Raw genomic sequence first — 23,429 nt, 5'->3', positions numbered from 1 at the left:
CTGAGTATAGGAACAAAACCACATACAGGTCGGATCAGCGAAAAATAGACGCTGACAGCACCTAGACAAAAGGTCATCAGCGCCCGTATTGTTTCGTCCAGACCACCGCAGTGGTCAACGTCGCTCGGACGGTTCCGGGCGCTTACGTATCAGAGGCACACATGGCAGACCAAGGTTCGCCGCGACGCTTTGCGCGCATAGATCGACTCCCCCCCTATGTTTTCAATATCACTGCCGAGCTGAAGATGGCCGCCCGTCGTCGTGGCGAAGACATCATCGACTTCAGCATGGGTAACCCTGACGGCCCGACACCTCCCCACATCGTCGAAAAACTCTGCACCGTCGCGCAGCGTGAAGACACTCACGGCTACTCGACTTCGCGGGGAATTCCACGCCTGCGCCGGGCCATTTCGCGCTGGTATGCCGACCGTTATAACGTTGAGATCGATCCCGAGCACGAAGCCATTGTCACCATCGGCTCCAAGGAAGGCCTGGCGCACTTGATGCTTGCCACCCTGGATCAGGGCGACACCGTGCTGGTGCCCAACCCCAGCTACCCGATTCATATCTACGGTGCCGTGATTGCCGGTGCCCAGGTGCGTTCGGTACCGCTGATCCCCGGCGTGGACTTTTTTGCCGAGCTGGAAAAAGCTATCCGCGGCTCCATCCCCAAACCGAAAATGATGATCCTGGGCTTCCCGTCCAACCCGACGGCGCAGTGTGTCGAACTGGATTTCTTCGAGCGCGTGGTGGCCCTGGCCAAGCAATATGATGTGCTGGTTGTGCACGATCTGGCCTACGCCGATATCGTCTATGACGGCTGGAAAGCGCCTTCGATCATGCAAGTACCGGGCGCCAAGGACATCGCCGTGGAGTTCTTCACGCTGTCCAAAAGCTACAACATGGCAGGCTGGCGTATCGGTTTTATGGTGGGCAATCCTGAGCTGGTCAATGCTCTGGCGCGAATCAAGAGTTACCACGACTACGGCACCTTTACCCCGCTGCAAGTGGCGGCAATTGCTGCACTTGAGGGTGACCAGCAATGTGTGAAGGATATTGCCGAACAGTATCGTCAGCGCCGTAACGTGATCGTCAAAGGGCTGCACGAACTGGGCTGGATGGTCGAAAACCCGAAGGCTTCGATGTATATCTGGGCCAAGATTCCCGAACACTACGCCCACCTGGGCTCACTGGAATTCGCCAAGAAGCTGTTGGCGGATGCCAAGGTCTGTGTTTCACCGGGGGTAGGCTTTGGTGAATATGGTGACGACCATGTGCGCTTTGCCCTGATTGAAAATCAGGATCGCATTCGTCAGGCGCTGCGTGGGATTCGCGCTATGTTCCGCGCTGATGGCTTTAACGCTGGCTAAAACGACTGTGGGAGCTGGTAAACCAGCTCCCACAGGTTTATTGGTGCTTTAAACCACCAACGACAGCAGCAGAATAAAGATCAAACCTACAACCGAGAGGATGGTTTCCATCGCGGTCCAGGTCTTGAAGGTTTCAGCCACGGTCATGTTGAAGTACTGCTTCACCAGCCAGAAACCTGCGTCGTTGACGTGAGACAGGATCAACGAGCCTGCGCCGGTTGCCAGTACCAGCAGCTCACGGTTCACACCTGGAATCATGTCCACCACCGGCAACACAATCCCCGCCCCGGTAATGGTCGCTACGGTCGCAGAACCCGTCGCGATACGAATCACCGCAGCCACCAGCCAGGCCAGCAAAATCGGCGAGATTTGCGCGTTTACCGCCATATGGCCGATCACGTCACCCACACCGCTGGCTACCAGCATCTGCTTGAAACCGCCGCCCGCACCAATGATCAGAATGATCGCTGCGGTAGGAGCCAGGCTCGCGTCCAGCAGCTTGAGGATGCGTTTGGAGTCGATACCCTGGCGGGCGCCAAAGGTGTACAGCGCCAGCAGCAATGCCAGCAACAGCGCACTGATCGGGTGGCCGATCATGTCCATCCACACACGGAAGAAGTTGCCATCGGGCAGCGCCACGTCGGCGAACGTCTTGAGCAGCATCAGGAATACCGGCAACAGCACGGTGATCAGGGTGATGGAAAAACTCGGCAAGGTGCTGGATTCCGGCTCACTGGCCAGTTGATCCATGAGGTCCTGGGATGCATGGCCCGGGATGTACTTGGCGATAAACGTACCGTAAATCGGTCCGGCAATGATCGCGGTAGGCAGAGCAACAATCAGGCCGTACAGAATGGTCTTGCCGATGTCGGCACCAAACACGCCAATGGCCAGCAGCGGGCCCGGGTGCGGCGGTACCAGCCCGTGAACAGCCGACAAGCCGGCGAGCAGCGGGATACCGATCTTGATGATCGACACGCCAGTACGTCGCGCAACGATAAACACCAGCGGAATCAGCAGTACAAAGCCGATTTCGAAGAACAATGGAATACCGACCAGAAAGGCGGCAAACATCATTGCCCACTGCACCTTGTCCTTGCCGAAGGCACGGATCAGGGTACGGGCGATCTGGTCAGCACCACCGGAATCGGCCATCATTTTGCCAAGCATGGTGCCCAGCGCCAGGATGATCCCGACAAAGCCCAACACGCCGCCAAAACCGTCCTGGAACGACTTGATGATCAGGTTGGCAGGCATGCCGGCCGTCAGCCCCAGAAACGCAGAGGCGATGATCAAGGCAATAAAGGGGTGCAGTTTGAATCGGGTGATCAGTACGATCAGGCCGATAATGGTCACCACTGCATCAAGCAGCAGAAACGTATTATGGGACATGCCTAGCATGGGGCGTCTCCTGCCTTTTTGTTGTTATCAAGTACGGGGGTGCCGCTACAGCCGAGGCAGATAGCGCTATCTGTTTGAAACAACATCATGAAGTTGCCATTACCGTCTGCTCGCACCACCAGTCTCGGGCGGCGCTTGCTAATTGCTTAACGTTCATCTGGGCTGCATTCAGAGTCAGCACCAAGGATTCATTGGTCGGTGATTCAAGCGCAGCGAACTGGCTGTCGATCAGGGTCTTGGGCATAAAGTGCCCCGGACGATCGGCCACCCGGGCAGCCGCCACCTCAGGGGTCAGCTCCAGAAACACAAAACCCAGACCATCTACCGCACTGCGTAAACGCTCGCGATAACGCAGCTTGAGTGCCGAACAGGTCAGCACCGGGCGCTGACCACTGGCAACCGCACGACGCAATTCGTCGCACAGGCTGTCAAGCCAGCCGGCACGGTCTTCATCGGTCAAGGGAATACCGGCACTCATCTTGGCAATGTTGGCCGCCGGGTGAAACGCATCGCCTTCAATCGGGGTCGCGCCATTGAGCTGGCACAATGCCTGGCTAACGCTGGATTTGCCGCAGCCGGCAACACCCATGATGACCAGAGCAGTGATAGGTTGACTCATGAAACACCTCAGTCCGTAGACAGCGCTGTCTTTGTTCATGCGTTCAATACTTGAAAGCAAAGCACAAAGCTTAGGCTACCGACGTCTATTTCTCATTTTTATGGGGAGACGCGGAGACGCTCTCGACATACAAAGCTGGGGTAACTGATTTACACGCAATCAGGCAATTGCGGGTCCGCCAGGACAGCGCTACCTTAGTGACTTGTTTTTTGTTTGGCAAGCCGCCCTGATGACCACCTCCAAAAACGATAAAAACACCCGGACCACGGGTCGCCCCACCCTTAACGAAGTTGCCCGCCTTGCGGGGGTCAGCCCCATCACCGCCTCGCGAGCCCTGCGCGGTATCAGCAGCGTTGCCACGAAGCTGGCCGAAAAGGTCCGTGTTGCCGCCGACGAGCTGAACTATGTGGTCAATCCCGCCGCCCGCGCGCTAGCTTCGGCGCAGAGTCATTCTGTCGTGGTGCTGGTACCTTCGCTGTCCAACCTGCTTTTTATAGACACCCTCGAAGCCATCCATGACGTGTTGCGCCCCCGTGGCTTTGAAGTATTGATCGGCAACTTCCACTATTCCCGTGACGAAGAAGAAAATTTGCTGCGCAACTATATGGCCTACCAGCCCCGAGGGCTGCTGCTGACCGGTTTTGATCGTTCGGAAAGCTCACGGCGGATGATCGAGACCAGCAATGTACCCTGCGTGTACATGATGGAGCTGGATGCCGCCGAGGGCTTGAACTGCGTCGGCTTTTCACAGCTGCAGGCCGGTGAAACAGCTGCCCGGCACTTGATCTCCCGTGGCCGCAGACATCTGGCCTATATCGGCGCCCAGCTCGATCAACGCACGTTGCTGCGCGGTGAGGGTTATCGCCGCACTTTGCAGGAAGCCGGACTGTACAACCCTGATCTTGAAGTACTGACGCCACGTCCGTCTTCGGTTGGCCTGGGGGGCGAATTGTTCCTGCAATTGCTCGCCAGCCATCCACAAGTGGATGCGATCTTTTTCGGCAACGACGACCTGGCCCAGGGCGCCTTGCTTGAGGCTGCACGCATCGGCATCAAAATCCCGGAGCAAATCGCCGTACTGGGCTTTAACGACTTGCCGTCTTCAGAGTTTATGGTGCCTCGCCTGAGCAGTATTCGTACGCCCCGGGAAGCCATTGGCCGTCGCGCAGCCGAGCAGATGCTGACACTGATGGCAGGCAATAAAGTTGCCAACCCTGTGCAGGACATGGGCTTTGAACTGATGGTGCGTGAAAGCAGTTAAAGCCCCTCACCCTCATCATGTACACAGTACAGCTTTAATGCAGTTGCAACGTCGAGTTGAACTGGCTGATGGCATCGACCACATGCCGGGAGCCTTGCTGGATTTCCAGAATCGCTTCCCCGGCCTCATTTGCCAGCTCAACACCAAGCCCTGTGCGGCTAAGGCTCGACTGCATGCTGGTCACAGCGCTCAGCGACAGATCATGATTTCGACGCACCACTTCGACAATTTCCAGGGTGGCCGCACTGGTGCGCGCCGCAAGGCTTCTGACCTCATCGGCCACCACGGCAAAGCCGCGCCCGTGCTCCCCCGCCCGCGCTGCCTCGATCGCGGCATTGAGCGCCAGTAAATTGGTTTGATCCGCAATACCACGAATGGTCTGCACGATCTTGCCGATACTGTCCGACTGCTTGCTTACCGCATCAATGCTCTGCGCCGCTTCATTAAGGTCTTTGGAAATGGCCTCGATGATTTGCACGGTTTGCTGAACCACCTGCGAGCCCTTCTGCGCACAGGCATCGTTTTGCACTGAAGTGCTGTGGGCCGATTCGGCGGCAGTCTGCAGGTTGGTGACCTGAGCAGTGATATCACTGGCGAATTTCACCACTTTGTACAGGCGCCCCCTGGCATCGAAGATCGGGTTGTAGGAGGCCTCGAGAAACACCGTATGACCGTGTTTGTCGACCCGCTCAAATCGCCTGGAATGGTACTCGCCGCGATTGAGCGAGGCCCAGAAAGCCTTGTAGCCGGCTGACTCGGCCTCGCTTCGACGACAGAACATGCTGTGATGCTGGCCGACAATTTCGCTCAGCGAGTAATGCATGGTGTCGAGGAAGTTCTGGTTGGCATTGATTACCCGCCCATCCGGTGAAAACTCGATCACCGCCATCGACCGGCTCAGGGCGTTTACGATGCTCTGGGTTTCATGTTCTTTATTGATTCGATCTGTGACATCCGAAGCCACCTTGATGACACGCACAACGTGCTGGTCAGCGCCGACGATGGGCATGTAGCTGGCTTCCAGCCACACCTCACGCCCCGCCTTGTCGAGCCGTGAAAAGGTGCCGCTCAAAGGTTCGCCTCGGGCCAGGTCCCGCCAGAAATTGTTGTACTCACTGGATTTTACGTAAGCCGCTTCGCAAAATAGCCGATGGTGCTTGCCCCGAATCTCGTCAGCGGAATAACCCACAACCCGACAAAAATTCTCGTTGGCATCCAGAATGGTGCCGTCAGGGGCGAACTCAATAATTGCCATGGAACGGCTGATAGCCTGCACTTTGGCGGCCATGTCATTTAATAAGCCGCTAAGACGTTGATTTTCGAGCAGATCGGCTTTGCGATGCGAATTAAACATGGCTCAATCCCTGGAGGTGCTGTCTATTGATAATTCAAAAGTTTCAAGACGCAGCCAATCAGCTGGGTATCTCACTCTTAACGTTAGAGCTGTACGCACTTCGAGGGTTTGAGCACTTATGGCTACGACCCCGTAAACATGGAGCATAGCTAGCCAAATGACGCGCGCAAGCAAATGGCCATCAACCTGCGACGGAACGCTCACGCTTTAAAAATTTACCAAATGGATGATGCAGTATTAAAAGTGACAGGGCCCCGAGGAGCGAGCCCCGGTAAATCCACTTAATGACCAAACAATCCGGTGTCAGTTTTTTTGGCTTTCTTGTCAGCGCGTTTTTCATCGGCTGTTTTAGCCGGCTTTTTCTTCGCTGCTTTCTTTGAATCCATACCTTTGGACATGTTATGCACTCCAGTAACCAGGGTTGTTCACTGAGGTATAGCACTGATCCATGGTGAACTTTCATTTAAAGTCGGTTATTTCGAAATGAATGCGTATGTGTACCCTTTAATTCCGAATATAGATCACCCACACTATTCAGATAACCCGCAGAAATCTGCCTTTTAGTTATTTATACTGCGCGCCCCTCCCCTGAGCCTGTGGACTTATGACTGCCATTGTTTACGCCCCGCTTGAAGCGGCTTTATGGCCACTGATGAACAAGTTTTATCGCACACATCAATCATCGATGAAGGCGGTCAGGGAAGCGCAGTTATGGGTCGCCCGCAAAGAGGGGATTATTGCCGGTTTATGTTTGCGACCAATGGCTCACGGCCACTGGTTGACCGGGCTTTTTGTCGCGCCAGCGCTACGCGGCCAAGGGGTGGCTGGCGATCTGGTCAGCCAGGCAATAGCTGCCGTCGATGGCCCGATCTGGTTGTTCTGCGACCCGCAGTTGCAGGGGTTTTATGAAAAGCTGGGGTTTAGCCTGGACGTGGAATTGCCCCATGCCCTGCATGAGCGGCTGGTTCGCTATCAACGCAACAAAGCGATGATAGCGATGGGCCTTACTCCTTGGTGTGCGGATCCAGATCAGGAAACAGCACCTCAATAAAACCGAACTTGCTGAAGTCCTTGATCCGTGACGGATACAGACGACCGATCAAGTGATCGCACTCATGCTGCACGACCCGCGCATGAAACCCCTCTGCAATCCGTACGATTGGCTCACCCTTGGGGGTAAATCCTTCGTAGCGGATCTTGTGAAAGCGCTCCACGACCCCACGCAGACCCGGCACGGACAGGCAACCCTCCCAGTCCTCTTCAACTGCCGGGCTCAGCGGCGTGATCAGCGGGTTGATCAGAATGGTCTGCGGCACGGCTTCGGCATCCGGGTAACGCTCGCTGTGCTCGAAACCGAACACCACCAGTTGCAGGTCAACGCCAATCTGCGGCGCTGCCAGGCCCACGCCGCCAGCGTGTTCCATGGTCTGCAACATGTCGTCGAGCAGTTGCCAGAGTTCTGGCGTGTCGAACATCTCATCCGGCACCGGTTGGGCCACACGTAATAAACGCTCATCACCCATTTTCAGGATTTCACGAATCATGGTCAGGTTTCATCAGAAGTGGATTTAAGGGAGTGGTCGCGGCCAAGGCCGGAGACATGCTGCTTTGGATCAGGGTCGGCAGACTCATCGAATGTCTTCTCGCCCGGATTTTTGCCTTCAGCCGACATATGTTCGATCACAGCATTCATTTCAGCGCCCAGCAACAGCACCGCGGCCGAAATGTAGAAGTAAAGCAACAGCACGATGATTGCACCGATACTGCCATACATGGCGTTGTAGTCCGCGAAGGTTTTGACATAAAAGGCAAACCCCAAGGAAGCCACAATCCAGACCACTACCGCCAGTACCGAGCCCGGGGTAATAAAACGGAATTTCTGCTCAACATCGGGCATCACGTAATACATCAACGCAACTGCCACCATCATCAGCAAAATAATCGCCGGCCAGCGCAGGATGGTCCACAGCGTGACCACAAAGTCTTCAAGCCCCACCTGCCCCGCCAGCCAGCTCATCACCTGCGGTCCGAGCACCATCAGTGCGGCGGCGACCAGCAGCATGCCGGCAATGCCGATCGTGTAGAAAATCGACAGCGGAAAACGTTTCCAGACGGGGCGCCCTTCAACCACGTCGTAGGCAGCATTCATTGCACTCATCATCAGGCGCACACCCGCAGAAGCCGTCCATAGCGCAATGACGATACCTACCGAAAGCAATCCGCCCTTGGATTGCTGCAACTGGTCGATCACCGGGTTGACCTGCTCCAGCGCTTGCGGCGGCAGTACCAGTTCGGACTGCAGGCGCAACCAGGTAAAGAAGTCTGGCAGATGCAAAAAACCGATCAATGCAATCAGGAACAGAATGAAAGGGAATAACGAAAACAGCATTTGATAGGCCAGCGCCGAGGCGTAGGTCGACATTTCATCGTCGATAAATTCCTTGACCGTTCGGATCAAGACTTTGCCCAAAGGCAGGCCGTTCAAGCCTGGGAATAACATAGCGTCTCCTTTCGCCGCACCGTTAATGAGGTCAACACGCCTCCAAGCGAAGGGTTTTACCTAAAAGTAGCCCAATTGGCGACTTTGAAAATACCGGATCGCCAAACCCGTAAAAAGGCCAACCCAACATTGACCTTGTGGTCCGGCATCGAGTTTCATTTATTTTCTGCCCATCATTTCGTCGATCAGCGCAGGTTGGGCTTTATGTTTGCCCGCTAACCCCCGAGAATACGCGACGTATTCAGGCTATGGCGCTGAAGATCCGCAATTGTAGGAAGGTTATGAAACTCGATAAAAAGCTGGCTATTGCCCGCAGGAACCAGGAACTCGGCGGCGCGGTACTCGGCGTCAACAACTGCCATTTCGCCGCACTGAACACCAACAAGAACATCTGGTGGTTCGATATTCCGCTGGCGCGCCTGGCCGTCGGCCAGTACGAATGGGTGCATCTGCTCCTGCACACCCCAAGCACCGACGAACTGCTGCACCTGAAGGTAACGACTGCATTCCTGCGTGAAAAACGCGAAGGCATGGTAGTACGTGCAACGCACAAGCGTACGCCGACCATGAGCCTGGAGTTGAGTGCAGACAAGGACTCCTATCTGCAGGACGTGCGTCCTACAGGTACTGGCGTCAACTTCGCACAGTTTTTACAGAAATAAACCCAAAGGCCAAAACCTGTGGCCGACCTGTAGATACTCTGTTGCAGGTCAAGCCCTATTGTGGGAGCGAGCCTGCTCGCGAACGACCTTCGCGAGCAGGCTCGCTCCCACAGTTGCAGTGTTCCTTCGGCAGCTGCTACAACAGACCTTCACCGTATCAAAACGAAAAATCCCCGCATTGCGGGGATTTTTCGTATCCAGGCCTGTTACTTCTTGAGGCCCAGCTTTTTCAGTTCTTCGTCTCGCAACTCACGACGCAGGATCTTGCCCACGTTGGTGGTCGGCAAGCTGTCGCGGAACTCGACGAACTTGGGCGCCTTGTAAGCCGTCAGGTTGGCACGCATATGCGTCATGACCTGTTCCTTGGTCAGCGTCATACCCGGCTTGACCACGATAAACACCTTGATCAGCTCACCGGTCTTCTCGTCCGGAATACCGATTGCAGCGCACTGCAATACGCCCGGCAAGGAGGCCATCACGTCTTCCAGCTCGTTGGGGTAAACATTGAAGCCCGACACCAGAATCATGTCTTTTTTGCGATCAACGATACGCATGTAGCCATCAGGCTGAATCACTGCGATATCACCGGATTTCAACCAGCCTTCGCTGTCCATGATCTCGGCGGTGGCGTCAGGACGCTCCCAGTAGCCTTTCATGACCTGCGGGCCCTTGATGCACAGCTCGCCGACTTCACCCAGCGGCAGCTCTTCGCCGGCATCGTTAATCACTTTGCACAGGGTCGAAGGCACCGGAATGCCAATGGTACCGATCTGAATGCTCTGGGCCGGGTTGACCGTGGCTACCGGACTGGTCTCGGTCATGCCATAACCTTCGCAGATCGGGCAACCGGTCACGGTCTTCCAGCGCTCGGCCACCGACAGTTGCAAGGCCATGCCACCCGAGAGCGTCACTTTGAGGGCCGAGAAATCCAGCTTGCGGAACGCCTCGCTGTTGCACAGCGCCACAAACAGGGTATTGAGGCCGACAAAACCGGTGAATTTCCACTTGGACAGCTCTTTGACCATCGCCGGTAAATCACGGGGGTTACTGATCAATACGTTGTGATTGCCCAGTAGCATCATCGCCATGCAGTGAAAGGTAAAGGCGTAGATGTGATACAGCGGCAAAGGCGTAATCAGGATTTCACAACCTTCATCGAGGTTGGAGGCCATCAATGCCTTGCACTGCAACATGTTGGCGATCAGGTTGCGATGGGTCAGCATCGCGCCCTTGGCCACACCGGTAGTGCCGCCCGTGTATTGCAGCACGGCAACATCACTGCTCACCGGGCTGGCTTCCTTGACCGGCTGGCCCTGGCCTTTGCTCAGCACGTCGTTGAACTTGACGGCCTGTGGCAAATGATAAGCAGGGACCATCTTTTTCACGTACTTGATGACGCTATTGATCAGCACCCGCTTGAAAGGCGACAGCATGTCAGCCACTTCGGTGACGATCACATACTTGACCGACGTCTGGGGCACGACTTTTTCAGCCAGATGCGCCATGTTCGCCAGGCACACCAGTGCCTTGGCACCGGAATCCTTGAACTGGTGTTCCATTTCCCGCGCGGTGTACAGCGGGTTGGTGTTGACCACAATCAAACCGGCGCGGATGGCTCCGAACACAGCAATCGGGTATTGCAACAGGTTGGGCAGCTGCACGGCGATGCGATCGCCCGGCTGCAAGTCGGTGTGCTGCTGCAACCAGGCTGCAAAAGCGCCCGACTGCTCATAGAGCTCACCGTAGGTAATGGTTTTGCCGAGGTTACTGAACGCCGGTTTATCGGCGAAACGCTGGCAAGATTCCCGCAGTACCGTCTGAATATTTGGATATTCATCTGGATTGATTTCAGCAGCAATCCCAGCTGGGTACTTATCCTTCCAAAAGCCTTCAATCATGGAAGCCCACTCCTCAGCGTCGCGAATTCTTCACCGCATCGGGTGCGGTTCTTATTTATTTGATTTTTATAATGGACAGCTCTGACTTTCACTTACCCTGAAGTCACAAAGCGCGCCGAGAGTAGCAGCTTTGCCAAAGGCCGCCTAGAGCCAAAAACCGGGTTTAGAGTCACCAACCTGACTGTAGGACAATCCAAAGTCATCATTAGTATAAACACTCTATTAACCGATAAACCCCTCTATCTCAGGTATTACAGCCCCTTATCATAGGCATAAAAAAACGCCCGCGGCCTTTCAGCCTGCGAGCGTCTGTCGCCATGATGAACGAATCAGGCGGTATCCCGTAACTCCCGTCGCAGGATTTTTCCCACCGGCGTCATGGGCAAAGCATCACGCAACACTATTTGCTTGGGCACCTTGTAACCGGTGAAATTTTCCTTGCAGTAGGCCTTGAGCTCCTCAACGGTCACCCCGCCTGCACGCGGCACCACAAACAGTTTGACTGCCTCGCCCGTGCGCTCATCAGGTACGCCGATAACTGCGCAATTGGCCACTTTAGGGTGTGCCATCACGATATCTTCGATTTCGTTGGGGTAGACATTAAAGCCTGAGACGATAATCAGATCTTTCTTGCGATCGACGATGCGGACAAAACCGTCCGGATCAATCACGGCGACATCGCCGGTCTTGAACCAGCCCTCGGCGTCCAGCACCTCGGCCGTAGCCTCGGGGTTTTGCCAGTAACCCTTCATCACTTGCGGGCCTTTGATGCATAGCTCGCCGCGCTCACCCAGCCCAACCTCATTGCCATCATCGCTGATCACCTTCATCAGCGTTCCCGGTACCGGCATGCCCACAGTGCCCAGACGCGCCTGCGGGCCGTAAGGGTTGGCACTGGCCACCGGTGAGGTTTCAGTCAAGCCATAGCCTTCGACGATGCGACAGCCGGTGAGCCTTTCCCAACGCTCAGCTGTGGTCTTGACCAGCGCAGTACCGCCTGAGTTGGTGAGCTTGAGGTGGGAGAAATCCAGGTCTTTAAAGTCAGGATGGTCCATCAGAGCCACAAACAGGGTGTTCAAGCCCAGCAACCCGGAGAACTTCCAGTTTTTCAGCTCCTTGATAAAACCCTTGATATCGCGCGGATTGGTAATCAACAGGTTGTGATTGCCCGTAACCATCATGCACATGCAATTGGCCGTGAATGCGTAGATATGGTAAAGCGGCAACGGTGCCACCATGATCTCTTGACCGTCCTTGAACATCGGCAGGCCATCTTCGGCATGCTGGGACAGGCACGCACGAATCTGCTGCATATTGGCGACCAGATTGCCATGGGTGAGCATCGCGCCCTTGGGCAGGCCGGTGGTGCCGCCGGTGTACTGCAGGACGGCGATATCATCCAGCGTTACCGCCAACGGGCGGATCACCTGCCCCGCGCCCCGGCGCAAGACGCTCTTGAAGGAAATGGCCTGGGGCAACTGATAGGCAGGCACCAGTTTTTTCACCTTGTCGACCACCAGGTTGGTGATCCAGCCTTTGGCGGCCGGCATCATGTCGCCCATTCTGGCTTCGATCAGGTAGTCGATTTCGGTGTCTTGCAGCACTTCCTGTACCCGCTTGCCGAACATGTTCAGGTACACCAGCGCCCGAATCCCGGCGCTCTTGAACTGATGGCGCATCTCGCGCGAGGTGTAGAGCGGGTTGGTATTGACCACAATCAGGCCTGCACGCATGGCTCCGAACACGGCAATCGGATATTGCAGGGTGTTGGGCATTTGTACGGCAATACGGTCGCCCGGCTTGAGATCGGTGTACTCCTGCAGATAACCGGCAAACGCGGCACTGTGGCGCTCAAGCTCGGCATAGGTGATGGTCACTCCCAGATTGCTGAAGGCCGGGCGATCCGCAAACTTTTTGCAGGAGCGCTCAAACACGTCAACAACCGATTTAAAAGCCGTCATGTCGATATCCAGCGGTACACCGGCGGGACGTTTGTCATTCCAGAAATCAGGTTGCATTGTTTTTATCCTCGTACCTGAGTGTGCCTGGCCGCGTCTCGTGTCGAATGAAAAGCGGAGCTTGCGGACGTTAACAGTTATAAAGTTGTAGGCAAATACAGCGATCTTCGCCATTTACATCTTGAATCTTATTGCCGGGTAAACGCCCGTTAACTGGCCCCCTCGCAAATGCGCGATACACTGCTACGACAACAAATAAAGGAAATGCCATGACCCCTGAGACTTTCTGGCTGGAAGCGAATGACCGCAGCGGTCTTTTCGTTAACCAGTGGCTGCCGGACAGTACACCCAGGGCTGTTGTCCTGCTGGCTCATGGCATGGCTGAACACAGTGGCCGTTATACGCACCTGGGCCAGGCCCTGTGTGCTGCCGGCTTTGCCCTGTATGCCCATGATCAGCGCGGTCACGGTAAAACAGCCGAGCGCGGCACCCTGGGCTATTTTGCCGACAATGATGGCTGGTGCGCGGTGGTCAGCGACGTGGCCAGCCTGAGCCGGCATATCGGCCAGGCCCACCCTGGCATACCGGTTTTTTTGCTCGGGCACAGCATGGGCAGCTATATCGCGCAGGCGTATGTGATGCATCACAGTGCCAGCCTGCAAGGGGTGATTCTGAGTGCTTCGAATTTCCAGCCGGTGGCGCTCTATCGTGCAGCCAGCCTGATCGCCCGACTAGAGCGTTGGCGCCAGGGAGCCAAGGGCCGCAGTGCGCTGATCGAATGGTTGTCGTTCGGCTCGTTCAACAAGGCCTTCAAACCCAATCGCACGCCGTATGACTGGCTCAGCCGCGATCCGGCCCAGGTCGATGCCTACGCCAGCGACCCCCTGTGCGGCTTTCGGTGCACCAACCAACTGTGGATCGACCTGCTCGGCGGGTTGCAGCAAATCAGCAAAGCGTCCAATCTCGCTCAGATCGATCCGGGCCTGCCGCTGCTGATAATCGGCGGCGAATGTGATCCGGTGAGTGAAGGCAAGCGTCTCACTGATCTGGCCAGGGCATTGCGAAATGCCGGCAATCGTCAGTTGCAACTGAATCTGTATCCGCAAGCGCGGCATGAACTCTTCAACGAAACCAACCGCGATGAAGTCATGGCTGATGTAATTAAGTGGCTAAATCAGGCATTGAGCCACTCCCGCCCGTCGCGAAGCGAATGAGCGAAAAACAGATTTACACCTAAAAAGCTTTTAAAATCATAGCTTTAAAACCAAACACTCGTCACAGGACATGCGCTAGATGACTCAGGTTACCAACACCCCGTACGAAGCCCTCGAAGTCGGCCAGACAGCCAGCTACAGCAAAACCGTCGGAGAGCGTGACATTCAGCTTTTTGCGGCCATGTCCGGCGACCACAATCCGGTGCACCTCGACCCCGAGTTCGCCGCCGCCACCATGTTCAAGGAGCGTATTGCCCATGGCATGTTCAGTGGTGCGCTGATAAGTGCTGCCGTAGCCTGCGAGCTGCCTGGCCCGGGCACCATCTATGTCGGCCAGCAAATGAGCTTTCAGAAACCGGTGAAAATCGGTGACACCCTCACCGTGCGCCTGGAAATCCTGGAAAAACTGCCCAAGTTCCGCGTGCGTATTGCTACTCGCGTGTTCAACCAGCGCGATGAAATCGTTGTTGATGGCGAGGCCGAAATCATTGCGCCACGCAAGCAACAAACCGTGACCCTGCCGGTACTGCCTGCGATCAGCATTGGCTAAAACGCAATGTGGGAGCGGGCTCGCTCGCGATAGCATCAACTCGATCATTCTGATCAATCGAGTTTTTGCATCACGAGCAAGCCCGCTCCCACATTTTTGGAACTACAGCTTCAAGCTAATCATGCACGGGCACGGGCCTGATTGCGCAGCGCCTTAACCTGATCGTGGTTGCGTTGCACGCCGTGGTACTGGCGCTCTACCAGATCACGAATGCCGACCAGGTTGTGCTTGCTGATTTTTTCCAGCGCTTCTTTATAAGCCTTCAGCGCATGATCTTCGCCGCGCTCGGCTTCGTTGAGCTCCGCTTCTTCGTCTTTGCCGGTAAACACGGACTTCACATCCACCCAACGGCGATGCAAGTCACCGGCCACGCTGGTGCTGGTTTCCGGGTCACCACCCAGAGCTCGAACTTGAGCCTGAAGTTCGGCAGCTGCGGCAGCGCAATCGGCTGAACGCTTGGCAAACAGAGCCTTCAGCTCCGGGTGCTTGATATCTTCGGCACAGCTTTTAAACCCTTCCTGGCCGTCTTTGCTGGTTTCGATCAGATCGTTCAGGATGCTAATGGCTTCTTTATTAAGGTCAGTCATTGTTCAATTCCTTACAAGGTTGAGGATCGTGCAATAGAGGTTGCAGGGCTCGTGCCAGTTTTATAATTAAATAAAATCCTTAAATATCAATGACTTAATAAATATCAAAAAATCTGTATCCGGTTTATATGCATGATCTGTCAATTGGCCTTCATGCAAATTGCCTGTATTTTGATTTCCACAGCTTTACCCATCTAAGGGCCGCTGCATGAACCCCGAAAAACTCGAACTGCTGGTCACTCGTGAAATGCCCTTCGGCAAATACAAGGGCCGAATCATCGCCGACCTGCCCGGCCAGTACCTCAACTGGTTCGCCCGTGAAGGTTTCCCCCACGGAGAACTGGGCGGCTTGCTGGCCCTGATGCAAGAGATTGATCATAACGGCCTGTCGGACCTGCTCGACCCGTTACGCGCCAAACACGGAAAACCCAAACCCCGCCATTGATAGAGCTGCCCCATGCCAAGGATTGAAGACAACGCCCGCGACGAACACTTCTGGCAAGCAATTGCCGAGCGCTACGACCTTGCGCCCGGCCCGATCAATCTGGAGAACGGCTACTTCGGGCGTATGACCCGCGACGTGGCACAGGACTACCAGCGTAATATCGACTTTATTAACCGCAACAACTCGGTGCCTGTGCGCCAGCACTTCGATACCACTCAGGGCCTGGAAATTCGCGACTCGCTGGCGGGGTTGCTTGGTGTAGCCCCTGCCGGCGTGGCGCTGACCTTTTGCGCGTCTGACGGCCTGCAATCATTGATCCGCAACTACAATGGCCTGCAAACGGGCGATCAATTGCTGATCAGCGATCTGGAATACCACAGCGTCGAATACGCCATGCGTGGAGTGGCACGCCAACGCGGCCTGGAAATTATCGAAATCTCCCACACGCACCCAGCCACGTTTGAAAGCCTGGTGGCCAGCTATCGCCAGGCATTTGAACGTAACCCGCGGATCAAGCTGATGGCGCTCACTCACGTTACCCATCGCACTGGCCTGGTCATGCCCGTGGAGGCCATTGTTGCGGCGGCAAAAGAGCATGGGGTTGACGTGATTCTGGACGGTGCCCATGCCCTGGGGCAGATCGAACTGGACCTGCCGGCACTGGGTGTGGCCTTTGCCGGTTTCAACCTGCATAAATGGATTGGCGCGCCGCTGACCCTGGGCCTGATGTATATAGATCCCCAGCGCCTGGGCGACATTGACCCCGATATGGGCAATGAGCGCTACCCCGAGCCGGATGTGCGCAACCGCGCCGTTTATGGCACGGTCAACATCCCCGCCTGGCTAACCCTGACCAAGGTGCTGCAGGAACACCATGAGATGGGTGGCGCCCGAGGCAAGGGTGCCCGACTCAACTACCTGCGCAACCTGTGGGTCAGCGAGGCGCGCAAGATCGAGGGCATTGAAGTGCTGGTCAACGATGATCCGCGCTTGTATTGCGCAATCACTTCGCTGCGCTTTACCCATGTGCAGGATCAACAACCGATGGTTGATCGCCTGCTCAAGGACTACAACCTGTTCACCGTAGCCCGCAACGGTTCGGCGTGTGGCAGTTGTATCCGGGTAACAGTGGGCTTTGCCACCACGCTGGATGACATCAACCAACTGGTGCGGGCGCTGCGCGAGCTTTCGCAAGCTCACACATAACCTTGTGGGAGCGGGTATTTTTCAGGCAAAAAAAAGGTGCGCCGACCAAGCGCACCAAAAACCGTAGAACACACAACACATTCGTAACTAAAACATCAATCCAGCAGGGCAAGCGCCTCAGCGGTGCATTCCTGGATTCGGGCCCAGTCGCCGTTCTTGATCCATTCGCTGTCCAGCATCCAGCTACCGCCCACGCACATCACGTTTTTCAAGGCCATGTAGTTGCGGATATTGGCCGGACCAACACCGCCGGTCGGGCAGAATTTCACTTCGCCAAAAGGACCGCCCAGGGCCTTGATCGCCGCTACACCGCCGCTGACTTCTGCAGGGAACAGTTTGAAACGGCGGTAACCCAAGCCATAGCCTTCCATGATCCCGGAAGCATTGCTGATGCCCGGCAGCAGCGGAATGTCGCTGGCAACACTGGCCTCGAGCAAGTCACGGGTAATGCCCGGAGTAACAATAAATTGCGAACCGGCGTCTTCCGCCGCCGCCAGCATATGGCGATCCAGTACGGTACCCGCACCTGTCACCAGCTCAGGGCGCTGGTCACGCAGGATACGAATGGCCTTGAGGCCGAACGCCGAACGCAGGGTCACTTCCAGCGCCGTCAGACCACCGGCCGCCAGCGCATCCGCCAAAGGCAGGATGTCTTGTTCGCGGGCAATGGTAATCACCGGCAGAATTCGTGCTCGCTCACACAGGCTGTCGATCAGGGCGACTTTATCCGCCATCGATACGTTCGCAATTGTTGTTGTCATGGCAGCTGATCCTTGGCTCATGGGCACCAGTAAATCTCTAACGTAGGTTGCAGGAAGGCACGAATCGGCAAGGCGGCAACATCTGTGCCCCCCAGCGCTTCGTTGAGGGTGTTCAATTTGGACTGGCCCTGGATCGACAGCACCTTGTGCTTCGCGCTCGCCAACAGGCTGCGACTCATGCTCAGACGCTGGTGCGGCACCGTAGGCGCCAGCATCGCCCAGCAACGGCGCGGGTTGTCCAGTTGCAGGGCTTCACTCAGATTCGGGCTATTGGGGAACAGCGACGCGGTATGCCCGTCATCGCCCATACCCAGGATCAGCACATCGATCGGCGGCAACTCGGCCAGCCCCTGATCGGCCTCCAGCGCAGCCTTTTCTACCGTGGCTGCAGCGTTATACAAGCCGACAAAACGGGCTTTGGCCGCCGGGCCTTGGAGCAGATGCTTTTTAAGCAGGCCCGCGTTGCTGTCGGCATGCTCGACCGGCACCCAGCGTTCATCCGCCAGGCTGACAACCACTTTCGACCAATCGACCGGCTGCTTGATCAAGCTTTGGAAAAACGCCACCGGGCTGCGGCCGCCGGACACCACCAGAGTGGCAACGCCCTGCTCGGCGATAGCCTGGTTCAATTGCCCGGCAACTTTTGTTGCCAGCCCTTCGGCCAACAACGCCGGGTTCTTGAAGGTGTGCGTGCTCACACCTTCAGGCAGTTTCAAATCAGATATCGCCATACCAAGACCTCCCGTCCCGCGTAATCAGTGCAATGGAACTCATCGGCCCCCAGGACCCCGCCGCGTACGGCTTGGGCGCATCACCGGACTTTTTCCAGCCAGCGATCAACTGGTCGCACCATTTCCATGCCGCTTCAATTTCATCTTTGCGTACAAACAGGTTCTGGTTGCCGCGCATGACTTCGAGCAACAGCCGCTCGTATGCATCCGGAATCCGTGTGCTGCGATAAGTGTCAGAAAAATTCAATTGCAACGGGCCGCTGCGCAGTTGCATGCCTTTATCCAGGCCCTGGTCCTTGGTCATTACCCGCAAGGAAATACCTTCGTCCGGTTGCAGGCGAATAATCAGCTTGTTGCCGATTTGCAGGCGCTGCTCGGGAGCAAAGATGTAGTGCGACGGCTCCTTGAAGTGGATAACGATTTGCGAGAGCTTTTGTGGCATGCGTTTGCCGGTGCGCAGGTAGAACGGCACCCCTGCCCAACGCCAGTTACGAATATCGGCGCGCAGTGCCACAAAGGTCTCGGTGTCACTCTGGGTGTTGGAGTTTTCTTCCTCCAGATAACCCGGCACCGACTGACCTTCGCTGTAACCGGCAATGTACTGGCCGCGTACCACCTGGGTGGTCAGGCCTTCGGCGCTGATCGGGGCCAGGGCCTTGAGCACTTTGACCTTTTCGTCGCGAATGCTGTCGGCCGACAGGTCCGCAGGCGGGTCCATGGCAATCAGGCACAGCAACTGCAGCAGGTGGTTCTGGATCATGTCGCGCAGTTGGCCAGCCTTGTCGAAATAGCCCCAGCGGCCCTCGATGCCGACTTTCTCGGCCACGGTGATTTCAACGTGGGAGATGTAGCGCTGGTTCCACTGGGTCTCGAACAGGCTGTTGGCAAAACGCAGCGCGATCAGGTTTTGTACGGTCTCTTTGCCCAGGTAGTGGTCGATGCGGTAAGTGCGGTTCTCGGGGAAGAACTGCGCCACGGAATCGTTGACCTTGCGCGAAGACTCAAGATCCGAACCGATGGGCTTTTCCAGCACCACACGGGTGTTTTCAGCCAGGCCGACCGCGGACAGGTTCTCGCAAATGGCACCGTACACAGCCGCCGGAGTGGCGAAGTAAGCGATCAGGCGCTGCTCTGTGCCGGCCATTTCAGCCAGCGCCAGGTAATCTTCAGTCTTGAAAAAATCCACATGCAGGTAGCTCAAGCGAGCCAGGAAGCGGTTCAATGCTTCAACTTCGATTTCCTTCTCGCCCAGATACTGGCGCAACTGGCTGTCGATATGCGCCAGGTGCGTGGAGGCCTCGCCCGACTCTCGGGCCAGCGCGAGAATGCGTGTGTCGGCATGCAGCAGACCGGCGCGATCCAGTTGGTACAAGGCAGGAAACAGCTTGCGCAGGGCCAGATCGCCAAGGGCGCCGAACAAGGCAAAGGTGCACGGTTCAACCGTAATCGAAGGCATGATGTTTGTTCTTTTATCAAGTTAAGCTACAAATACCTTTTTTCAAGGTATCACTCAAGGAAAAATGTAGTAATAAACACAACATTTTCTCAAAATACAGATTCCTGCTAGTGGTCGTCACAGGCCACCAGTAGGATAGGCCACCTTCCAGAACCGCTTTAGTCCGGTTCTTGCATCGCTGACCCAAGGACCATAAATGGACCGCGTGCGAAATTTACTCGAACAGATCAAGGGCCGCCTCGAAGACCTGAACAAGGCCGAGCGCAAAGTGGCCGAAATCATTTTGCAGAACCCGCAGCAGGCGACCCGATTCAGCATCGCCGCCCTGGCGCAGGCAGCTTCTGTCAGCGAACCCACGGTTAACCGTTTCTGCCGTTCATTTGGTGTCAGCGGCTACCCCGAGTTAAAGCTGCAACTGGCACAAAGCCTGGCCAGCGGCGCAGCTTACGTGAGCCGCGCGGTAGAGGCAGACGATAATCCGGCCGCGTATACACAAAAAATCTTCGGCAGCGCCATCGCCTCGCTGGACAGTGCCTGCCAGGCACTGGACCCCAACCTTATCAGCCGCGCCGTCGACTTGCTGATCCAGGCCCGGCAGATCCACTTTTTTGGCTTGGGCGCTTCTGCACCGGTGGCACTGGATGCGCAACACAAGTTCTTCCGCTTCAACCTGGCCGTCACCGCCCACGCCGACGTGCTGATGCAGCGCATGATCGCCTCGGTGGCGCACACGGGTGAATTGTTCGTGATTATTTCCTACACCGGTCGCACCCGTGAACTGGTGGAAGTGGCTCGCATTGCGCGCGCCAACGGTGCCTCGGTACTGGGGCTAACTGCGGAAAACTCGCCACTGGCCAAGGCCAGCACCCTGAGCCTGAACATCCCGCTGCCCGAAGACACCGACATCTATATGCCGATGACCTCGCGCATCATCCAGCTGACCGTACTGGATGTACTGGCAACCGGCATGACCCTGCGCCGCGGCGTGGACTTCCAGCCACACCTGCGCAAAATCAAGGAAAGCCTCAACGCCAGCCGCTATCCGGTGGGCGATGAGTTCAACTAGGCAAGCGCTTGGTAATGCCCCATCAGACGCTGCAAAGCCCCGCCCTCGCCTGCAAGCTCAAATGAGCCTGCTCGCCCGGGGCAAGGGCCTGGTTATGGGTACCGCCACTCGTGGACTCCACACACACAAAGCCCATCACTTCGTTCCAGCTCACCCCCAGCAACGGCCGCTTGCCGGGATGCCAGACCACCGTGCTGCCCTGATCACCCGTGTCGATGCTCAAAGCCCGTTGCCAGGCATGGTCATTGAGCTGCATTTCGCCGTCATGCTGGAACACCCGCTGACAACCACCTCCCACCCGTAACTCGCCTTTCTGCTGGCATACCTCACGGTTCAACTGGTCGTAGCCGTGCGCTCCGTCCAGACCGGACAGCGCTACCTCAGCAACATCACCAATTCGCCAGTAAGCGCGCAACGCCTGGCTCACCTGGCAAGGCTCGTCGTCCTGATGTTCGGTGCTCAGGCGCAGCTCCATTTCTTCGCCCAATCGCGCATGCAAATCCACCTGCCAATCGCACAGCTGCAAGCGCCAGTGCAAGGTCACCCCTTCTTCGTCGCTGCTGCTGTCGAGCAGCTTCCAGTCGATCAGCCGCGCCCAGCCATGGGATGGCCAGGCGTTTTCACTGGGGTGACGGCCATACCAGGGCCAGAAGATCGGTACCCCACCACGTATCGCACCCACTTGCGGCCACTTGGCAGCGCACCACAGCCAGGGTTTTTGCCCGGTCGGCTGGAAGTGCAGCAACTGCGCGCCCTGACGGCTGAACACCGCCTGGCAATGCGGATGATCGATCACCAGTACGTCGCGCTGCTGAAAGCGCTCCCACTGGAAAACCGGCTGCTCGCGTCTGGATTTGAAAAAACGGTGAAGCGGATGCTCATGCATGTGCCGCAGTCCTGAAAATCATGCGCCGGGGGGTGCAGCCCCGAAAAAAAGCGGATAGCCAAGGCTATCCGCTGGAAAAACAAGGAGCTTAGCGCATTTAGAACGTCGACTGAATTTTCAGTCCGGCCACCAATGCGTTGTCTACCTGGTCCACACCACCCGGGTGAGTGATGTACTGCAGGTTTGGACGCACCGTCAGCCAGTTGGTCACGTGGAAGCCGTAGTTGAGTTCGTAGTTGTACTCGGTATTGCGCAGCGGCGTGTACAAGGGGTCGCTGTAGTCGGTGGCACCGATGGACGCATTGATCAGCTCGGCGCTTTTCTTCACGTCATCGTTGACATGAATACGGGCGGCGCCAATGCCGATGTCATCCTTGGGCCGGGCATCGAACGGCCCTTTGTACACAAACATCAGCGACTGATAGTTGTCGACGATGTTGGTCTGCTTGTCATGGAAAGTGGCGTTGGCCGCGATATGCAGGCCGCGCGAAGCGTCACCGTTGTGGCTAGTGAGCTGCTGCTGCACGACAAACCAGTAGCCGTGTTTGCTGTCACGTACGCGATAGTCCTGACCATCATTGGTGATATTGACCTTCACGTCATCGGCAGGCGCCGTGCTCTTGTAGTAACCCACACGGTATTCGCCCGGCAGGTCGTTGACCTTGGGCGACCACACCAACTCAACCGGCAACACAGTGCCCTTGGTACCGCTGCCGCTGAGCTTGAAGCCGTTGCCGTGCTCCAGTTGCGACGGGTTCTGGTTGTACGCACCGATTTGCGCGTACAACTCAGGCGTGATGTTGTACTTCACGCGCAGCGCCGCCTGGCTGACCGGCCAGTTGTACCAGAGGTTGGTGGCCCAGTTACCCACCTGCGAGCCACAGAACGCCAGGTTCTGGAATTCGCACGGGAAGGTGTTGAAGTCCTCGCCTTCACCGAAATAACCGGCCTTGACGTCCAGCTTGCCATCGAGGAACTGGTGCTGGATCCACAATTGGGTCAGACGCACCATATGGCCACGGCCATAGACTTCCTGGGAGGAACTCAAGGTCCCTGCACGCGGATCACCGACACGGTCATTGGAGATATTCTGACCATTACGGTTGGTCAGCTGGATCTTCGCCTGGGTGTTGTCCCAGCCCCACAGCTTTTGCAGGTCCAGCGCCACACCCAGACCAAACTGGTCGCTGTAGCGTGCGGTCTTGTCGTCGTTGTAGCCACCGTGCAGGTTGGCGCCCACTTCACCGACATAATCGGCCTTGATGTCGATACCCTGCTCGATCAGTCTGGTGCGCTCGCCGCCCCAGTCGCCCGTCATCCATTTCGAATCGGCACTGAAGGCTTCGTCGGCGTAGACACTGCTTGCACCCAGACCTAGCGCGACAATTGCCGATAGCTGGCAGGCCAGACGGGTGCGGGTCATTCTGTTAGTCATCCCTTTAATCCTCGTTGTCTTCTTATTGGCTTTGTTTAACGCGGCACAACTGCAAGGAGGCCCGGTAAC

Annotated in this window: 21 protein-coding genes and 2 pseudogenes; 9 read left to right on the top strand and 14 right to left on the bottom strand. The window is 56.5% G+C overall.

Annotation, left to right across the window (positions count from 1 at the left end):
• Positions 1-161 precede the first annotated feature (161 nt).
• A complete protein-coding gene (gene alaC, locus PPTH39_RS13000; protein ID WP_095003256.1) occupies positions 162-1,370 on the top strand; it encodes an alanine transaminase in 1,209 nt (402 codons plus the stop codon).
• Between the two features lie 48 nt (positions 1,371-1,418).
• Here alaC and PPTH39_RS12995 read toward each other — a convergent pair whose 3' ends face one another.
• Positions 1,419-2,771, bottom strand: coding sequence for a GntP family permease (locus tag PPTH39_RS12995; RefSeq protein ID WP_095003257.1), 1,353 nt, complete (start codon positions 2,769-2,771; stop codon positions 1,419-1,421).
• A gap of 85 nt (positions 2,772-2,856) precedes the next feature.
• Complete coding sequence (locus PPTH39_RS12990) at positions 2,857-3,390, bottom strand: gluconokinase (RefSeq protein ID WP_095003258.1); 534 nt, start codon at positions 3,388-3,390, stop codon at positions 2,857-2,859.
• A 229-nt stretch (positions 3,391-3,619) separates the two neighbouring features.
• Between PPTH39_RS12990 and gntR the strand changes: the two genes are divergently transcribed.
• On the top strand, positions 3,620-4,651 hold the full coding sequence (gntR, locus tag PPTH39_RS12985; RefSeq protein WP_130872041.1) for an HTH-type transcriptional regulator GntR: 1,032 nt from the start codon (positions 3,620-3,622) through the stop codon (positions 4,649-4,651).
• A gap of 34 nt (positions 4,652-4,685) precedes the next feature.
• Here the strand turns inward: gntR and PPTH39_RS23870 are convergent.
• Positions 4,686-5,114: pseudogene (locus PPTH39_RS23870) on the bottom strand (methyl-accepting chemotaxis protein); the annotation flags it as partial.
• 120 nt (positions 5,115-5,234) lie between these two features.
• Positions 5,235-5,906: pseudogene (locus PPTH39_RS23865) on the bottom strand (PAS domain-containing protein); the annotation flags it as partial.
• Positions 5,907-6,609: 703 nt separating this feature from the next.
• Between PPTH39_RS23865 and PPTH39_RS12975 the strand changes: the two are divergent.
• The gene (locus PPTH39_RS12975; RefSeq protein ID WP_095032562.1) at positions 6,610-7,056 is read left to right on the top strand and encodes a GNAT family N-acetyltransferase; all 447 of its coding nucleotides are present in this window, start codon (positions 6,610-6,612) and stop codon (positions 7,054-7,056) included.
• Here the strand turns inward: PPTH39_RS12975 and def are convergent.
• Together def and PPTH39_RS12965 are read right to left on the bottom strand one after the other, a co-directional pair.
• Positions 7,010-7,549, bottom strand: coding sequence for a peptide deformylase (gene def / locus PPTH39_RS12970; RefSeq protein WP_095003261.1), 540 nt, complete (start codon positions 7,547-7,549; stop codon positions 7,010-7,012). The two genes, PPTH39_RS12975 and def, sit on opposite strands and share 47 nt — an antisense overlap.
• A 2-nt stretch (positions 7,550-7,551) precedes the next feature.
• The gene (locus PPTH39_RS12965) at positions 7,552-8,505 is read right to left on the bottom strand and encodes a YihY/virulence factor BrkB family protein (protein WP_095003262.1); all 954 of its coding nucleotides are present in this window, start codon (positions 8,503-8,505) and stop codon (positions 7,552-7,554) included.
• Between the two features lie 281 nt (positions 8,506-8,786).
• Here PPTH39_RS12965 and PPTH39_RS12960 point away from each other — a divergent pair, with 281 nt between their 5' ends.
• Complete coding sequence (locus tag PPTH39_RS12960; protein ID WP_016782092.1) at positions 8,787-9,167, top strand: hypothetical protein; 381 nt, start codon at positions 8,787-8,789, stop codon at positions 9,165-9,167.
• A gap of 206 nt (positions 9,168-9,373) precedes the next feature.
• On the opposite strand, the gene fadD1 is transcribed toward PPTH39_RS12960, so the two are convergent.
• Together fadD1 and fadD2 are read right to left on the bottom strand one after the other, a co-directional pair.
• Entirely contained in the window at positions 9,374-11,065 is a 1,692-nt protein-coding gene (gene fadD1 / locus PPTH39_RS12955; protein WP_095003263.1) for a long-chain-fatty-acid--CoA ligase FadD1, read from the bottom strand.
• A gap of 329 nt (positions 11,066-11,394) precedes the next feature.
• Positions 11,395-13,083 (bottom strand): long-chain-fatty-acid--CoA ligase FadD2, encoded by a 1,689-nt coding sequence (gene fadD2 / locus PPTH39_RS12950; protein ID WP_130872039.1) that lies wholly within the window; start codon positions 13,081-13,083, stop codon positions 11,395-11,397.
• Positions 13,084-13,292: 209 nt separating this feature from the next.
• On the opposite strand from fadD2, the gene PPTH39_RS12945 reads away from it, so the two are divergent.
• Entirely contained in the window at positions 13,293-14,237 is a 945-nt protein-coding gene (locus PPTH39_RS12945; protein ID WP_095025547.1) for an alpha/beta hydrolase, read from the top strand.
• A 79-nt stretch (positions 14,238-14,316) separates the two neighbouring features.
• Entirely contained in the window at positions 14,317-14,787 is a 471-nt protein-coding gene (locus PPTH39_RS12940; RefSeq protein WP_019829146.1) for a MaoC family dehydratase, read from the top strand.
• Positions 14,788-14,906: 119 nt separating this feature from the next.
• Here PPTH39_RS12940 and PPTH39_RS12935 read toward each other — a convergent pair whose 3' ends face one another.
• Entirely contained in the window at positions 14,907-15,374 is a 468-nt protein-coding gene (locus tag PPTH39_RS12935; protein WP_130872038.1) for a PA2169 family four-helix-bundle protein, read from the bottom strand.
• Between the two features lie 208 nt (positions 15,375-15,582).
• Here PPTH39_RS12935 and PPTH39_RS12930 point away from each other — a divergent pair, with 208 nt between their 5' ends.
• Positions 15,583-15,819 (top strand): DUF3820 family protein, encoded by a 237-nt coding sequence (locus PPTH39_RS12930; RefSeq protein WP_019693207.1) that lies wholly within the window; start codon positions 15,583-15,585, stop codon positions 15,817-15,819.
• A gap of 12 nt (positions 15,820-15,831) precedes the next feature.
• Positions 15,832-17,025 carry an aminotransferase class V-fold PLP-dependent enzyme gene (locus PPTH39_RS12925; protein ID WP_130872037.1) on the top strand — a complete coding sequence of 398 codons (1,194 nt, stop codon included), beginning with the start codon at positions 15,832-15,834 and terminating at the stop codon, positions 17,023-17,025.
• A gap of 95 nt (positions 17,026-17,120) precedes the next feature.
• On the opposite strand, the gene PPTH39_RS12920 is transcribed toward PPTH39_RS12925, so the two are convergent.
• From PPTH39_RS12920 to zwf, 3 genes are read right to left on the bottom strand one after another with little or no spacing between them, the layout of a single operon-like run.
• Positions 17,121-17,786 (bottom strand): bifunctional 4-hydroxy-2-oxoglutarate aldolase/2-dehydro-3-deoxy-phosphogluconate aldolase, encoded by a 666-nt coding sequence (locus PPTH39_RS12920; RefSeq protein WP_095003268.1) that lies wholly within the window; start codon positions 17,784-17,786, stop codon positions 17,121-17,123.
• Between the two features lie 17 nt (positions 17,787-17,803).
• Positions 17,804-18,517, bottom strand: coding sequence for a 6-phosphogluconolactonase (gene pgl / locus PPTH39_RS12915; protein WP_095003269.1), 714 nt, complete (start codon positions 18,515-18,517; stop codon positions 17,804-17,806).
• A complete protein-coding gene (zwf, locus tag PPTH39_RS12910) occupies positions 18,504-19,973 on the bottom strand; it encodes a glucose-6-phosphate dehydrogenase (protein ID WP_130872036.1) in 1,470 nt (489 codons plus the stop codon). The genes pgl and zwf overlap by 14 nt, the downstream gene beginning before the upstream one ends.
• 205 nt (positions 19,974-20,178) lie before the next feature.
• On the opposite strand from zwf, the gene PPTH39_RS12905 reads away from it, so the two are divergent.
• Positions 20,179-21,039: a MurR/RpiR family transcriptional regulator gene (locus PPTH39_RS12905; RefSeq protein ID WP_169845242.1), complete on the top strand. Its 861-nt coding sequence runs from the start codon at positions 20,179-20,181 to the stop codon at positions 21,037-21,039.
• Positions 21,040-21,061: 22 nt separating this feature from the next.
• Here the strand turns inward: PPTH39_RS12905 and PPTH39_RS12900 are convergent, their stop codons facing one another.
• The gene (locus tag PPTH39_RS12900) at positions 21,062-21,925 is read right to left on the bottom strand and encodes a D-hexose-6-phosphate mutarotase (RefSeq protein ID WP_095003271.1); all 864 of its coding nucleotides are present in this window, start codon (positions 21,923-21,925) and stop codon (positions 21,062-21,064) included.
• Between the two features lie 97 nt (positions 21,926-22,022).
• A complete protein-coding gene (locus tag PPTH39_RS12895; RefSeq protein ID WP_095003272.1) occupies positions 22,023-23,360 on the bottom strand; it encodes a carbohydrate porin in 1,338 nt (445 codons plus the stop codon).
• Positions 23,361-23,429 lie beyond the last annotated feature (69 nt).

Source organism: Pseudomonas bubulae, assembly GCF_900618535.1.
Taxonomy (GTDB): Bacteria; Pseudomonadota; Gammaproteobacteria; order Pseudomonadales; family Pseudomonadaceae; genus Aquipseudomonas; species Aquipseudomonas bubulae.
The sequence above is the reverse complement of the archived record's forward strand: the minus strand, read 5'-3'. Positions and strand labels throughout refer to the sequence as shown.